General features: G+C 49.5%; 12 protein-coding genes. 9 read left to right on the top strand and 3 right to left on the bottom strand.

Features of this window, described 5'->3' with window-relative positions:
• Positions 1-68 precede the first annotated feature (68 nt).
• The 3 genes from dnaB (at position 69) to ACTJJJ_RS05225 (ending at position 2,833) form a co-directional block, all read left to right on the top strand.
• Positions 69-1,688, top strand: a complete 1,620-nt coding sequence (dnaB, locus tag ACTJJJ_RS05235; RefSeq protein WP_188929911.1) for a replicative DNA helicase — start codon at positions 69-71, stop codon at positions 1,686-1,688.
• 120 nt (positions 1,689-1,808) lie between these two features.
• A complete protein-coding gene (locus ACTJJJ_RS05230; protein WP_440701611.1) occupies positions 1,809-2,327 on the top strand; it encodes a Spi family protease inhibitor in 519 nt (172 codons plus the stop codon).
• The gene (locus ACTJJJ_RS05225; RefSeq protein ID WP_426294529.1) at positions 2,324-2,833 is read left to right on the top strand and encodes a C10 family peptidase; all 510 of its coding nucleotides are present in this window, start codon (positions 2,324-2,326) and stop codon (positions 2,831-2,833) included. The genes ACTJJJ_RS05230 and ACTJJJ_RS05225 overlap by 4 nt, the downstream gene beginning before the upstream one ends.
• A 554-nt stretch (positions 2,834-3,387) precedes the next feature.
• On the opposite strand, the gene rlmD is transcribed toward ACTJJJ_RS05225, so the two are convergent.
• Entirely contained in the window at positions 3,388-4,785 is a 1,398-nt protein-coding gene (rlmD, locus tag ACTJJJ_RS05220) for a 23S rRNA (uracil(1939)-C(5))-methyltransferase RlmD (RefSeq protein ID WP_426294530.1), read from the bottom strand.
• A gap of 63 nt (positions 4,786-4,848) precedes the next feature.
• Here rlmD and ACTJJJ_RS05215 point away from each other — a divergent pair, with 63 nt between their 5' ends.
• The 5 genes from ACTJJJ_RS05215 to ACTJJJ_RS05195 all read left to right on the top strand — a co-directional run bounded on the left by ACTJJJ_RS05215 (position 4,849) and on the right by ACTJJJ_RS05195 (position 11,041).
• Positions 4,849-7,056: a gliding motility-associated C-terminal domain-containing protein gene (locus ACTJJJ_RS05215; protein WP_440701610.1), complete on the top strand. Its 2,208-nt coding sequence runs from the start codon at positions 4,849-4,851 to the stop codon at positions 7,054-7,056.
• A gap of 325 nt (positions 7,057-7,381) precedes the next feature.
• Positions 7,382-7,792: an Rrf2 family transcriptional regulator gene (locus tag ACTJJJ_RS05210; protein WP_188929920.1), complete on the top strand. Its 411-nt coding sequence runs from the start codon at positions 7,382-7,384 to the stop codon at positions 7,790-7,792.
• A 66-nt stretch (positions 7,793-7,858) separates the two neighbouring features.
• The gene (locus ACTJJJ_RS05205; protein WP_188929922.1) at positions 7,859-8,512 is read left to right on the top strand and encodes an NAD(P)-dependent oxidoreductase; all 654 of its coding nucleotides are present in this window, start codon (positions 7,859-7,861) and stop codon (positions 8,510-8,512) included.
• 522 nt (positions 8,513-9,034) lie between these two features.
• On the top strand, positions 9,035-9,676 hold the full coding sequence (locus tag ACTJJJ_RS05200) for an SRPBCC domain-containing protein (protein ID WP_188929924.1): 642 nt from the start codon (positions 9,035-9,037) through the stop codon (positions 9,674-9,676).
• A 159-nt stretch (positions 9,677-9,835) separates the two neighbouring features.
• Positions 9,836-11,041, top strand: a complete 1,206-nt coding sequence (locus ACTJJJ_RS05195; RefSeq protein ID WP_229221534.1) for a porin — start codon at positions 9,836-9,838, stop codon at positions 11,039-11,041.
• Here ACTJJJ_RS05195 and ACTJJJ_RS05190 read toward each other — a convergent pair.
• Positions 11,038-11,493 carry an SRPBCC family protein gene (locus ACTJJJ_RS05190; RefSeq protein ID WP_188929926.1) on the bottom strand — a complete coding sequence of 152 codons (456 nt, stop codon included), beginning with the start codon at positions 11,491-11,493 and terminating at the stop codon, positions 11,038-11,040. The genes ACTJJJ_RS05195 and ACTJJJ_RS05190 overlap by 4 nt on opposite strands.
• Positions 11,494-11,623: 130 nt before the next feature.
• Here ACTJJJ_RS05190 and ACTJJJ_RS05185 point away from each other — a divergent pair, with 130 nt between their 5' ends.
• Positions 11,624-12,070: an SRPBCC domain-containing protein gene (locus ACTJJJ_RS05185; RefSeq protein WP_188929928.1), complete on the top strand. Its 447-nt coding sequence runs from the start codon at positions 11,624-11,626 to the stop codon at positions 12,068-12,070.
• Between the two features lie 54 nt (positions 12,071-12,124).
• Here the strand turns inward: ACTJJJ_RS05185 and ACTJJJ_RS05180 are convergent, their stop codons facing one another.
• A complete protein-coding gene (locus tag ACTJJJ_RS05180) occupies positions 12,125-14,242 on the bottom strand; it encodes a Tex family protein (protein ID WP_188929929.1) in 2,118 nt (705 codons plus the stop codon).
• Positions 14,243-14,349: the final 107 nt, after the last annotated feature.

Genomic DNA, 14,349 nt, shown 5'->3' with positions numbered 1-14,349 from the left:
AAATTATTGCGCCAAACTCCCCGCCGCCGCTTTCCTCGAAGGCCTCCAATGATTAACTTTGTCTTAACATGGAAAACGAAAAGGCACCCAACAACTACCCCAGGAGCGGCTCCAAGACCGGAAACGGCACCAAGCGGTCATTCGCCCCAAGAACGCCATCCAACGATCAGAATTTCAGCAAATTACCTCCTCAGGCAATCGACCTGGAAGAGGCGGTTTTGGGTGCTTTGATGATCGAAAAGGATGCACTCACGGCGGTGGCGGATATCCTTCGTCCGGATAGTTTTTACAAGGAGTCGCACATCCGCATTTACAGCGCGATCGTTACGCTCTTCGCCGATTCGGAACCGATCGACATGCTCACGGTCACCGCAAAGTTGCGCAGCACCGGAGAGCTTGAACTGGTCGGCGGCGCATCCTACATTATGGAGCTGACCAGTAAGGTCAACTCTGCCGCCAACATCGAATTCCACGCCCGTATCATATCGCAGGCCTACATCAAACGGGAGCTTATCAAAGTATCTTCGGAGATCCAGCGGGAGGCTTATGAAGATACCACCGACGTGTTCCGCCTTCTCGACAAAACGGAACAGTCGCTCTTCGCGATTTCGGAGTCTAATATCAAGAAAAATTACGCCGATATGGGCGCGCTCATGCGCCAGGCACTGGCCGAACTCGACCAGAAAAAAAATAACAAGGATGGCCTCACCGGCGTACCATCCGGTTTCAGCGCACTCGACAGGCTTACGTCCGGCTGGCAGAAAACGGAATTGATGATCCTCGCGGCACGTCCCGGTATGGGTAAAACGGCATTTGTCGTTTCCTCGCTCCGGAATGCAGCGGTAGACTTCAATATTCCGGTGGCCATATTCTCGCTGGAGATGTCCTCGGTACAGCTGGTCAATCGTTTGATTTCCGCTGAGGCTGAGATCGATAGTGAGAAAATTCGTAAAGGAAGCCTCGCCCCTCATGAATGGGAGCAACTGCACCACCGCATTCACCGGTTGACAAATGCCCCCATTTACATTGACGACACCCCTGCCCTTTCGGTACTCGAACTGCGTGCAAAATGCCGTCGTTTGAAAGCGCAGCACGATATTCAGATGATCGTAATCGACTACCTGCAGCTGATGACCGGCGATACGGGAGGCAAAAGCCCCGGTAACCGCGAACAGGAGATTGCAATGATCTCACGGTCGTTGAAAAACCTTGCAAAAGAGCTCGACGTACCGGTAATCGCCCTTTCTCAGTTGAGCCGTGCGGTAGAAACACGTGGAGGGGAAAAGCGTCCTCAACTCTCCGATTTGAGGGAATCCGGGTCAATCGAGCAGGATGCAGACATGGTAATCTTCCTCTACCGCCCTGAATATTATGGTATTACGGAAGACGAAGCAGGTAACTCGGTGGCAGGTGTTGGTGAAGTGATTCTGGCTAAAAACCGTGCAGGTTCGCTGGATACCATCCAGCTGCGCTTCATTGGCAAATACACCAAATTCGCTGACCTTGATTCCGGTTTCACGCCGGCCCCATTCTCGATCGACCGCCCGATCCAGACCTCGAACCCAATATCTTCCTTCGAGAGCCAGGCCAAACCTTCGGCACCGTCCACGGGCGGAACGCTCCGCAGCCGCGCCAACGACCTGAGCAACTTCGACTACAAAGGACCGGATTCGGAACCGCCGTTTTAAGATAATCAGCCAAAAAATACCGTTCGGACACTTTCCGGTTGCCGTTTGATAAAGCGATAATGTAACCAGCATCGTCACTATATTCATTTGGATAGTCACCATCCTAAATAGGCTATCCAAATGAAAAGCATTACCAATAAACTTCTTCTTTCCGTTATTGCTGCTTGCTCGCTCCTGCAATGCCGGCAGGAAACCGGTTCTTCCCCTCCTGGGCCCGAAGCATATCCCAATGCATTACTCGTAACCGCAGTGGAAGCCGAAAAACTCGCATTTGGCGAGCTAACCTCTTCCACAAACAACGCTGCCAGGACTGCCGCAACGGACGTTTCAAAACGGATCAAAAACGTGCGCACATTGAATGACGACGAGGGTAATCCACTGATGCACATTATTCATTTCGAGGCGGATGCGCAGCCTGATGCGGGCTTTGTCATCATTGCCGGTGATAAACGCGTTGTTCCGGTACTGGCCAAGGGTGATAGCGGCAAATTCGAGCCCGACGGCGAAAACCCCGGCCCGAGAATATGGATTGAACACGTGAAAGCCGAAGTCGCGACCGGTAAAAGACATGTTACCACGCCTGTGAAAGCCGTCGAACTATTGCTCCTGGCCCCGTCACCAATTACAATTTCCCCTTGAACAACAAAATTTCAACAGACAATTGCACGTCCGCCAATCTCGCCGATCAGCAGATAGCCAATATGATACGCGTGGCTGGCATGTACGCCGTTTCTAATTACAATACTTTTGGTTGTAACACAGTGATCTGGCGTGAGAATATCAAGACGGCATTCCAGGCTGCTGGTTATTCAAATGCAGGAAAAAGGGCTGCGTTCAGCAATGTATACAACGATGTCAGATCCGAACTCATGAGCGGCCACCCGGTAATTATGGACGGCACGAACCAGTTCCTCGGATTTAATAACTGGCACATCTGGGTAATTGCAGGTTTTCAAGAAACCATCCTCCATGGCGTTGTAGAGTTAAATGGAGGCGCAACGTGTATGGCGTGGACGTATAATTTGTACTATTTGAATTGGGGGTGGGAAGGCGACTCTGATGCGTGGTATGCAGCCGGAAATTTCCTGGGTGATAACCAAAATTACGATACGTCGCTGAATGTAACATATGGCATGCGAAAATAAACCCATGAAAAAGAAAAGCTGCCTAATCTTACTTATTTGTACGACTTTCTTGGGCTGTGACTATAAGTATGGTAGAATCATAAGCTCTCTGACCCATCGATCAACATATGACGCAGAGCGGACATACCATAGAAAGTCCGACACAAACGTCTATTACGACAGCGGCCACACACGTAGGCTCATTTTTAAAGGGTTTGATACGCTGATGGTAGAAGATAAAGGTCAAATCAGTGCGGTAATTTTAAAGATTGTATCGAAGAGAATACCCGGAACCGGCGAAGAGCCATCCCCTCACAGGATCTATGAGGGACGGGACTCCACGCACAACATACGAAGCATCCGAATTACGGTCGAAGACGTCAAAATAAACAAGCCCAGGCTCGTAACCAGCGAAGTAATGGATGGCGAGTACAACCCCGCCGCCGACTCGATATGGACTTACTACAAATATTTAGATCGAAATAAATAACCCGCAGTCAGGAATGGTCAGGAGGAGTCAAGGATGGTCATTTATTGTTCAATGTTAACCACAAATGACTACTCCTGACAAAAACCTATTTCCTCACCAACAACGCCACGTTCTCCACATGGTGCGTATTCGGGAACATATCCACTGGCTGCACCCGCGTCACTTCATAATCTTCGGACATTAATGCCAGATCGCGCGCCTGCGTGGCTGTGTTGCAGCTCACGTAGACAACACGGTCGGGCGCAGCTTTCAGGATCGTTTCGATCACGGGCACGTCCATTCCGGCACGTGGCGGGTCGGTAATGATCACATCCGGACGTCCGTGCGTGTGCAGGAAGCCCTCGTTCATGATCGCGCGCATGTCGCCTGCGAAGAATGAGGTATTGGTAATGCCGTTCAACTGCGAGTTAATGCGGGCGTCTTGCACAGCCGCTTCCACATACTCCACTCCGACCACTTTCTTTGCGCTGCGGGCCACGAAGTTGGCGATCGTGCCGGTTCCGGTATATAAATCGTAAACCGATTCACTACCCGTCAGCTGCGCATAATCGCGTGCCACGCTGAACAGTTTATAAGCTTGCTCCGAGTTGGTTTGGTAAAACGATTTCGGCCCTACCAGAAACGTGAGGTCCTCCATCGTTTCGCGAATTACCTTATCGCCCGCGTAATGGATCACTTCCTGGTCCTGATAAGAATCATTTCCCTTCAAATTCACGATATAGTTCAGCGAAGTGATTTCCGGATGATTTTGGTGCAGGAATTCCATCACTTCCGCGATAATTTCGTCATTTTTCGCGCCAAATTGCACGATCACCATCACGTCGCCCGAATTGGCCGTCCGGACGATCACATTCCGCATCACGCCTACATTAAAGCGTACGTCGTAATAAGGAAACCCTTTTTCCTCGGAAAACCGGTGCAAAGCATTGCGGATCGCATTCGAGGGATCGGGTTGGAGATGACAATGATCGACGGTGAAGATCTTATCGAAACGCTTCGGCACGTGGAAGCCTAATGCGGTTTTGGTGAAAGGCTGCCCCGAATCGAGCTGCTCTTTGGTCAGCCAGCGCCAATTCGAGAAAGTGAATTCCAACTTATTTCGGTAATATTCGGTCTTAGGGGCAGCGATAATCTCGTTAATCTCGACATTCCTGATCTTTCCTATCCTTTCAAAATGATCCACTACCTGCTGCCTCTTGAACCTGAGCTGATGCTCATAGCTGATATGCTGCCACTTGCAGCCCCCGCACACCGTGAAATGCTCGCAATAGGGTTCTGTACGTAAAGCCGATTGTGAATGGATTTTGGTAACAATGGCTTCCTTCAATTTCTTCTTGGTACGAACGACCTGAAGATCGACGATGTCACCGGGGGCCACATTACCTTCTACAAAGATTACGCCGTCTTCCGATTTAAATATACATTTGCCTTCTGCCGCAAAATCGGTAATTTCAACGTATTCGTACTTGTTACTCTTAGACATTATTTTCTGTTTTAATTACTAATCCCAATATCCTATCGGATCAATTCTACTGCCGCATATTCCATGAAAAAACGGTTCATCTTATTTGTTCTGATGCTGTTTGCCATTTGCGAAGCGAGTGCGACGCACATCGTCGGCGGGCAGCTCTTCATCACGCAAAACCAGGACAGCTACTACAACTATAACATGGGCCTAACGATGTATTTCGATGCCCTGAATGGTAATCCGGGTGCAGAAGATCCGTTCGTCACGATTTATGTATTCAGAAAGCGCGACAATGTCCTCATTGGCTCTCTTGAAGCCCCAAAAATAGAACGAAAATCGGTCAACTACGCAAACCCGCTCTGTGGAATCTCAACTCTGCAGACCTGGCAGATCACTTATGGCTCCGCGGTACACCTCACTCCCACGGATTTTGCCGACGCGCAGGGCTATTACATGGTGTGGGACAGGTGTTGCCGCAACGGTACAATCACCAACATCCAGGCTCCGGGCGATGCCGGTAGCCTTTTCTATCTCGAATTTCCGCCCCTTTTTAAGAATAATGCCAATTTCAAGAACTCGTCACCAGTTTTTCCGGAGATCAAAGGCGATTATGCTTGCGTCAATTCCCCGTTTCTGTTCGATTTCGGAGGTACCGATGCCGATGGCGACAGCCTGGTGTACTCGCTGATCACTCCCATGCAGGGCTATGCCGATAAGGCCAACCCGAGCGCGCCGGCCCGCGGATCATCCAACTACCCGCGCCTGACGTGGATCGACGGCATTTCGGTAAGCAATATGATCCCCGGCCCCGATCCGCTGAAAGTGAACACGTCGACCGGAATGCTGTCCGTCACGGCTGGCTCGGTGGGTTTGTATGTGTTCGCAGTGCAGGTGGACGAATACCGCAAGGGCGTCAAAATCGGGACGCTTACGCGCGATTTTCAGCTCAAAGTGGTCGACTGTCCCAAAATGGACCCGCCCAAGTTATTGTTCAAACCCAAGGGAAGAAATACCTATTACACTGAAAATGAAATTATAACAGTCCAAAAAAATGATCCAAATTGCTTCGAGGTGATGGTAACCGACCCGACTGTGAACCAGATCGTGGCCGTCGATGGCAAAGCGGTGAACAATTCGAAGGACTACTTCACAGTCTTACCGGCGCAGTTCACCACGAGAGTCCCGAACGACACACTGAAATTCCAGATATGCCTGGAAGAATGCTTCGTAACCTACGATAACCGCCCGATAAAGATCCAGCTGATTGCGCAAGACGGCAGTTGCCCTTTCCCGCTTACAGACACGCTGAACATTTATATACGCCGCGCAAGCAGCGGCAACAATGCCCCGACCGTGTCGACCTCGCTCAAAGGCGACTACGTACACGTGAGCGCGGGCGTGCCCGTAACCTTCGATGTTTACGGGAAAGATCCTGATAAAGACAATCTCGCGCTATCGGGCCGCGGACAGGATTTCAATATGACCGATATGGGAATGGATTTCAAACCTGTCAGCGGACAGGCCAATATTCAGCAGAAATTCACCTGGGTGCCTCCGTGCAATGCCAAAAAGGGCGATACCCTGGCTGTCGATTTCAAAGTCGAGGACATGCGCTGCGAGGGAAACCCGATGCCCGTTTCGAAACCGGTATATTTCATCGTCGATGAATCGCCGAACCGGCCTCCTGCCGTAAAGACCTCTTTGCCCGTGCAGGAGATCACCTACCAGATCGGCACCTCGCCCGGCATTACCTTTGATGTGCTGGCAACCGATCCCGACACGAATATGATCGTTCTGACAGCCGCTGGGCGCGGATTTGACATGAAGAGTGCCGGAATGATTTTCGAGGCTAAAACGGGCATAAAATCGGTCACTTCCCCCTACGCCTGGAATCCTGAATGCGCCGTGCTCAACGGCCAGCCTGAACAGACGTTCATGGTCGACTTCGTGACGCAGGACAAAAGTTGCGCAGCCGCCACTGATACTACCACCGTCAAAGTGACTATTAAAGACAATGGCTCGGCGCCATTCCCCGAATTTCCGAACGTTATCACGCCGAACGGTGACGGCAAAAACGACTGCCTCGTGTTTCAGGAACTGCCGGCAGACAATTGCGATGACTACTTCAAAGACATCACTGTTTTCAACCGCTGGGGTAAGCAAGTGTATTATTCAAAAATCAAACCCAACGACTGGTGCCCCGACCAGATCTCCGGTGGCTACTATTACTTCGTCGTTCAATATACCAAACGATCCTACAAAGGCGGATTGACAATTCTTAAATAATTAATAATCAACAATATACACCGTAGCGTTTAATATGATGCTACGGTGTATATTTTTTATATGTTCTATACTGACAAATAGTTTGGTACAGATAATTTATACAAAAAGTATATTACTTTTAATACTAATTATTACTATAAAATTATTAATTCTTTTAGTACTTAATATAAGTATATAAAATATCATACTTTACAAAAAAACAACACTTTTAATAATACAAACAGCCTATTTACCCCAGCCAAGGTGAGATCTTAAAAAACTTCCAATCGCTTGCATTTTCGAAAACAATCCTCCACCTTTGTACTGTAATAATAAAAGTTACAGTATGAATTCTGGTCGCTTTGCCATTTCGGTGCATATTCTCACGTTGCTCGCCTTTTCGGGGGACGAGTGGACGCCGTCCGAGTACCTGGCCGGCAGCATCAATATCAATCCCGTGCTGGTACGGAAAGAGCTTAGTAACCTTCGCGAACGCGGCCTGGTGCTTAGCAAGGAAGGGAAATCCGGCGGGAGTCGTCTTGCCAAACCTGCGGACAAACTATTCATGTCGGAAGTGTATGGGGCTGTGAAACAAAAAGACCTGCTTGGAAAAGGCATCAACTCCCCTAACCCGGACTGCCCCGTCGGCCGGAAGATCAACGACCATCTCGACAACCTGTACGGCGACGCTGAGAAGACTTTGCTTGCCAGCCTGGGCAAAATGTCCCTGGCGGAGTTTTGCAAGAAATTCGAGTGATTTTTGCGCCCTAAACTGTAACATTTATTATTTCAGAACTGAATATCCATCTTAAATCAAACACATATGAAAATTGCATTGATCGGCGCCACTGGATTTGTGGGCACGCACGTTTTGAATGAACTTGTTTCACGCGGCCACCAGGTGACTGCTGTTGCCCGCAACATTGATAAAATCGACGCGGGTAGTGAGCTCGTAACCGCTAAGGCCGCGGACGTAGCGAATTCGGATGAGGTTGCAGCGGCCGTAGCCGGGCACGACGCCGTGATCAGCACGTTCAACGCAGGCTGGACGAACCCCAACATCTACCATGATTTCATCGCTGGTGCAAAGGCCATTCAGGCGGGTGTGAAACAAGCTGGTGTAAAACGCTTCCTGACCGTAGGTGGTGCAGGCAGCCTGGAAATTGAGCCGGGCCTGCAACTGGTCGACACCCCCAACTTCCCCGAGGCCTACAAACCCGGCGCTACCGCAGCCCGTGACTACCTCAATATTCTCAAAACAGAAGCAGATTTGGATTGGACTTTTCTAAGTCCGGCCATCGAGATGTCTCCTGCTCACCCTGGCGAGCGCACGGGCAAATACCGTACTTCGCTCGATACGCCGGTGTTCGATGCACACCACCACAGCAGGCTGTCAGTACAGGACACAGCCGTCGCTATCGTCGACGAAATCGAACAAGGGAACTTCATCAGGAAGCGGTTTACGGCTGCATATTAGGCTGGTATTATTGATATGCGTATCACTTATAGTAAGTATAATTATACCGTTCCGCATTATACTTATCATTCATATAATAAGTATTAAAAGCTTATTATATATTATACTTTAAATACTAAAATATTTTTAAAAAAAGGTTTATACTTTTTTATTCACAAAAAAGTATAAACCTTTTTTTTCTTACACTACATAATATTAGTTCATAATAATATAATACTTTTATTACTTATAGTATATATAAAAAAGTAAGATAATAATACATACTTTTCAATAGTAAAAACTTACTTTACATTTAATACTTGTAATACTATTGAACATATAAAAAGTATTATAAGTGTGATGCATATAAAAATCAAAATGCTGATTAACAGGCCGATAAGCCGATGGCTAATTGATCCGCACCGGTTAGAGTCATTGCTACTACCCTACTCATTTTTCTGACTGCGCAGCGGACCTGGCCGAAAGCGCCGTAATCGACACTAATTTTTGACTAATTTTACAGTCATAAAACCTTTCAAAATCATGGCCAGAAGCAACACCCCATCAGCAAACCAGCTTGCCAAGCTGTCTTCAAAAGCAGTCAAAGATAGGACGGGCCGGGATTGGGCCGAATGGATTGAGTGGCTCGACAGTCTTCAATCCGACGGAAAGACACACAGAGAGATCGTCACCTTGCTGTCCGAGCATGTCGATAGCATATGGTACCGGCAGAAAATCGCACTCGGATACCGCGAGGCGACGGGCCAAAGGCAGCTGGGAGAGCTTTCGTCTGGCTATGAGATCGGGGTTACAAGAACCTTTCCGGTTTCAAGGACCAAAGCCTGGGAGCTGATGGCCTCCGAGAAAGGACTGTCTGCCTGGCTTGGCGATCTCGAAGACGGCTGCATCGGGGCGGCCGAATCCTTTAAAACCAAGGAAGGTATTAGTGGAACGATTACCGTGCTAGAACCGGGCTCGCATTTCCGGATGGCCTGGAAGCCGGACAACTGGCGCCATCACTCGACCCTGCAAGTACGCGTAACAGGCAGCAAAAGCAAGCACGCCGGCAAAAGCGTGATCAGCTTTCACCATGAAAAACTCCCAAGGGTTGCCGACCGTGATGCGATGAAAAAGCATTGGGAAGAAAAACTATCCGATCTGGCTGAAATAATTAAGGGAAAATAAGGTTCTTTGTAGCCCGATTTTATCGCCACCAATTATACAAAAATGAAGTTTCGTGTTGCCAGCCTATTATTACTTTTTATACTTTTAAGCCATTCAGACCTTTTTGCCCAGCGGTTCCTTATGGACCTTGTGGATACCACAAACCAGATGGGAAAAGGAATGCTCTCTATATATGAACGATATAACCGCGTGAGGATCAGCGGTTATATCCAACCCCAGTTCCAGGTAATTTCCAAAGAAGGTGCCGAGACCTACGCCGGTGGAAATTTCTCCGGCCTCGCCAGCAACCGTTTCATGCTCCGGCGCGGCCGATTGCGTGTAGACTACGCGCACCTGAACAAAAACAATGACCCGACGTCGTATTTCGTGTTCCAGTTCGACGGTACCGAGCGCGGGGTTGCCATCCGCGATTTCTGGGGAAGATTTTATGAAAACAAATTCAAAATATTCGCTTTGACCACCGGGATGTTCGCACGGCCCTTCGGCCATGAAGTGAACCTTTCCTCGGCCAACCGCGAAACACCTGAGCGCGGACGTATGTCCCAGATCCTGATGAAAACCGAACGTGACATCGGTGTAATGCTGACCGTTTCCAGCCGCAAAACGCAGGAATGGCACCAGAAACTAAAATTTGACGTGGGGGTCTTCAACGGCCAGGGTATGTCCGGACCGATGGACTACGATAGCCATAAGGACGTCATCAGCCGGTTGAGTCTTAAACCGACGAAAATCCGGGCGCTGGGTAATGCGACCTTCTCGGCAGCTGTGTCGGGCTACGCAGGTGGCATTGTGAGCCAGGGTAATGTGCTTTACAAAACCGAACGCCGCGGAGGAGAATACCAGGCCGTACGCGATTCCTCGGCCTCAAACCTGCACAAAACAAGACCACGCAATTACGCGGGCGCAGACTTCCAAATATCGTTTCCCAACGGCAAAGGCGAGACGGAATTTCGTGCGGAATATATCAAAGGCCAGCAAACCGCCACATTCAGCACGAGTGAAACGCCTGGTACTTACCCCGTTACCAACGGGATCAAAGATCCGCTTTACAATCGCAGCTTTGACGGCGCTTATTTCTATTTCCTGCAAAACCTGGGCAGCCTCGACCACCAGTTTGTGATGAAATACGATTGGTACGACCCCAACAAGAAAGTTTCCGGCAAGCAAATCGCTGCGGATAAAGGATTCGGAAAAGCCGATCTCCGCTACAACACGCTGGGCTTGGGCTACATATACACGGCCAACGAGTCGCTGAAATTCGTGTTCTATTATGAGTTCGTACGCAATGAAAAGTCGGCGTTGGCGGGTTATGAAACCGATATTTCGGATGATGTTTTCACGGCCCGCGTTCAGTACAACTTCTAAGTCCGAAAACGTTCGGCCAGCACTTTTCTGCGGTAAGCAAAAATCGTATTCACCTCCCGGTTCACGACCATCCGGTCCACAAGATTCCCCAGAATACCGAAGGGAACCTTATAATGCAGAATGTCCTCCATCAGCACGCCGCCATTTTGCTCGGTGAAGTGGTGCTGATGGTGCCAGAATGCATACGGCCCAAAGCGCTGCTCGTCTACAAAATATTGTCTGTCAACCACATGTGTAATCTCGGTGCACCATTTCAGGGGTATACCAAATAGCGGTCTGACGATGTAACGGATGATCTGTCCGGCGTACATTCTATCCCCAGGGTGCGACGACGTTACTACAAATCCCATCTTGGCGGGTGTGATTTCCTTCAAGTTGGAAGGGTCGGAGAAAAATGTCCAGGCCTCATCGAGGCTGATGGGCAACCATTGTTTGAAATATAGCTCGCGCATGTCAACTGATTTGACCTAATATACGTTAAATATGCAGCCTGCGATTAAAAATCCGGGCCGGGGCAATCCAACCCAGGACAACTCTGGCATAGTTTTCTCAGTATTTATCACAGTACTAACTCCGAATGACATGAACAGAAAACAGCTTGCAACCACAACCATTTCTATCCATGCAAGCCCTTCTGCGGTTTGGAAGGCATTGGTAGAACCTGAACTCGTCAAAAAGTATTTTCATGGAACAGAAATGCGCTCGGATTTTGAAATCGGGAGCCCTATTACCTTCGAAGGCGAATGGCAAGGCCAACATTACGTCGATAAGGGTGAAATTCTGAGGATCACACCGGAGCGTGAACTCAGCTATTCCTTCTGGAGCCCGCTGTCAGGCGTCGAGGATTTTGAGGATAATTATACGCATGTGACCTTCCATCTGTCGGACTACCACGAGCATACAACGCTGGTTGTTACCCAGGACAACCTGGAAGACGACGAAGCCGTGGTGAAAGCCGAAGGCAACTGGTTGAACGTGCTGCACGATCTGAAAAGGGTTGTGGAGGAAGAGCGGCTGCACGTACTTTGATGACTCATTAACACAAAACCCGTCGGACTCAATTGCCAACGGGTTTTGTATTTTTCAAAGTTTCATTGATAATGCAATCCGCTTCCGGGAAAGGTCAACCTCGGTTACCTTCACTGTCACGTGCTGCTGCAATTTCACGACTTCGTTCGGATCTTTGATAAACTTGTCGGCCATTTGCGAGACGTGGACCAACCCGTCCTGTTTTACTCCGACGTCGACGAACGCTCCGAATGCGGTGATGTTCGTTACGATTCCCGGAAGAATCATACCGACCTTCAGATCTTCCGGTTTCCTTACCGAGCTATCGAATTCAAATTTCTTCATTTCGGCGCGCGGGTCACGCGAAGGCTTTTCGAGCTCGGCAAGGATATCTTTCAAAGTTGGCAAACCTACCGAGGTGGAAACGTACTTTTCGATCCTTACCTGGCGTCGCAATTCAGGTTTTTGCATTAAATCCTTCACTGTGGTGCCGGCATCTTTGGCCATTTGCTCTACAAGCTCATAGCGCTCGGGGTGTACCGCACTGTTATCCAATGGATTAACACCATTTTCAATGCGTAGGAACCCTGCCGCCTGCTCAAACGCCTTCGCACCCAGGCGCGGAACTTTCAACAATTGCTGCCTCGATTTGAAATTTCCATTTTTAGCCCGAAAATCCACGATATTTTGCGCCAAAGCGGGTCCAAGCCCCGAAACATAGCGTAGCAAATGCTTGCTCGACGTGTTGAGATTTACGCCTACGGAATTCACGCAGCTTTCTACTACTACGTCCAAAGCATTTCGCAAAGAATTTTGGTCCACATCGTGCTGATACTGCCCGACCCCGATCGACTTGGGATCGATTTTCACGAGTTCCGCCAGCGGGTCCATCAGCCGCCGGCCGATTGATATCGAACCACGCACTGTCACATCCTTATCAGGAAACTCTTCCCGCGCAACTTCCGATGCCGAGTAAATGGAGGCACCCTGCTCGCTCACCATGAACAACCCGATCTCCGTCGGCTGTTCCGAGCCGCCGAGCAGCTTCTTCACAAAATCCTCCGTTTCCCGTCCGGCGGTACCATTACCTACCGCAATCGCCTCGACCTTGAATTTCCGGATCAGCTCGTTCAACCGCGCGCCTGCATCGGCTGGTTTATCGAACGGATATATGACATGGTCGGCGATAAGATTGCCCTGGCCGTCGAGCACGACTACCTTGCAGCCTGTGCGGTAGCCCGGATCGATCGCCAACACCGTCTTCTGACCGAGCGGCGATGCGAGTAAAAGCTGCCGGAGATTTTCGGTAAATACCTGGATTGCGGCGACATCGGCCTTTTCTTTAGACAAATTGGCAAATTCCGTTTCAATGGAAGGCTTCAAAAGCCGTTTGTAGCTATCGGCGATCGCCAGTTCGAGCTGATCTTTGCAAGGCTCCGTCCCGAACATGAACAGCCTGTCCAATGCTTCGAGTGCCGCGTCTTCGTCCGGTGAAATATCGACGCTCAAAATACCTTCTTCTTCCCCCCGGCGCAATGCGAGCAGCCTGTGCGACGGTATCTTCGCCAACGGCTCCGAAAACTCGAAGTAATCACGGTATTTGGCGCCCTCTTCCTCTTTTTTCTTCTTGACCTTCGAGGTGATGATCGCCCCGCGCTGGAATGTAAACCGCACTTTTGCGCGCGCATCCTGGTTTTCGTTGATCCACTCGGCTATAATATCCCTGGCTCCCTGCAATGCGTCGGCCGCATTCGCCACCTGATCGTTCAGGAAAGTGGCTGCCTTGCCTTCCGGGTCCCTTTCCTTACCCTCGAAGATCAACTTCGCAAGTGGTTCCAGGCCCTTTTCGATGGCGATCGTAGCACGTGTTTTTCTTTTTTGTTTATAGGGAAGATAAAGGTCTTCCAGTTCGGTCATCGAAAACACCCCCTCGATCTTTTTTTTCAGTTCGGCTGTGAGCTTGCCTTGCTCCTCGATGCTTTTTAAAATCGCCTCGCGTCGTTTTTCGACTTCCTGCTGTTTCTGCCAAGCCTCTTTGACGTTGCCGATCTGGACCTCATCCAGCCCGCCGGTCGCCTCCTTGCGATAACGCGCGATAAACGGCACCGTAGCGCCTTCCTCGAACAGCGCGATGGTATTTCTCGCCTGCTTGTCGCTGACGCCGGCCTGTTGTGCAATAAGGGTATAGTTCATGTTTACTAATGAAATTGGATACGGCAAATAAAGCGGATATTCATCGTTTTCAAAACTAAAATTAGTACCGGAGCGACGTACGCATTTTACCATTTATATTTGGCATG

The organism is Dyadobacter sp. 22481 (genome assembly GCF_052044875.1).
In the GTDB taxonomy this organism is placed as follows: Bacteria; Bacteroidota; Bacteroidia; order Cytophagales; family Spirosomataceae; genus Dyadobacter; species Dyadobacter endophyticus.
This window is presented reverse-complemented; position numbering and strand designations above follow the sequence as displayed.

Coding starts and splice junctions, on each gene's coding strand:
- dnaB (WP_188929911.1), top strand. CDS start 69: ATGGAAAACGAAAAGGCACCCAACAACTACCCCAGGAGCGGCTCCAAG.
- ACTJJJ_RS05230 (WP_440701611.1), top strand. CDS start 1,809: ATGAAAAGCATTACCAATAAACTTCTTCTTTCCGTTATTGCTGCTTGC.
- rlmD (WP_426294530.1), bottom strand. CDS start 4,785: ATGTCTAAGAGTAACAAGTACGAATACGTTGAAATTACCGATTTTGCG.
- ACTJJJ_RS05215 (WP_440701610.1), top strand. CDS start 4,849: ATGAAAAAACGGTTCATCTTATTTGTTCTGATGCTGTTTGCCATTTGC.
- ACTJJJ_RS05210 (WP_188929920.1), top strand. CDS start 7,382: ATGAATTCTGGTCGCTTTGCCATTTCGGTGCATATTCTCACGTTGCTC.
- ACTJJJ_RS05205 (WP_188929922.1), top strand. CDS start 7,859: ATGAAAATTGCATTGATCGGCGCCACTGGATTTGTGGGCACGCACGTT.
- ACTJJJ_RS05200 (WP_188929924.1), top strand. CDS start 9,035: ATGGCCAGAAGCAACACCCCATCAGCAAACCAGCTTGCCAAGCTGTCT.
- ACTJJJ_RS05195 (WP_229221534.1), top strand. CDS start 9,836: ATGCTCTCTATATATGAACGATATAACCGCGTGAGGATCAGCGGTTAT.
- ACTJJJ_RS05190 (WP_188929926.1), bottom strand. CDS start 11,493: ATGCGCGAGCTATATTTCAAACAATGGTTGCCCATCAGCCTCGATGAG.
- ACTJJJ_RS05185 (WP_188929928.1), top strand. CDS start 11,624: ATGAACAGAAAACAGCTTGCAACCACAACCATTTCTATCCATGCAAGC.
- ACTJJJ_RS05180 (WP_188929929.1), bottom strand. CDS start 14,242: ATGAACTATACCCTTATTGCACAACAGGCCGGCGTCAGCGACAAGCAG.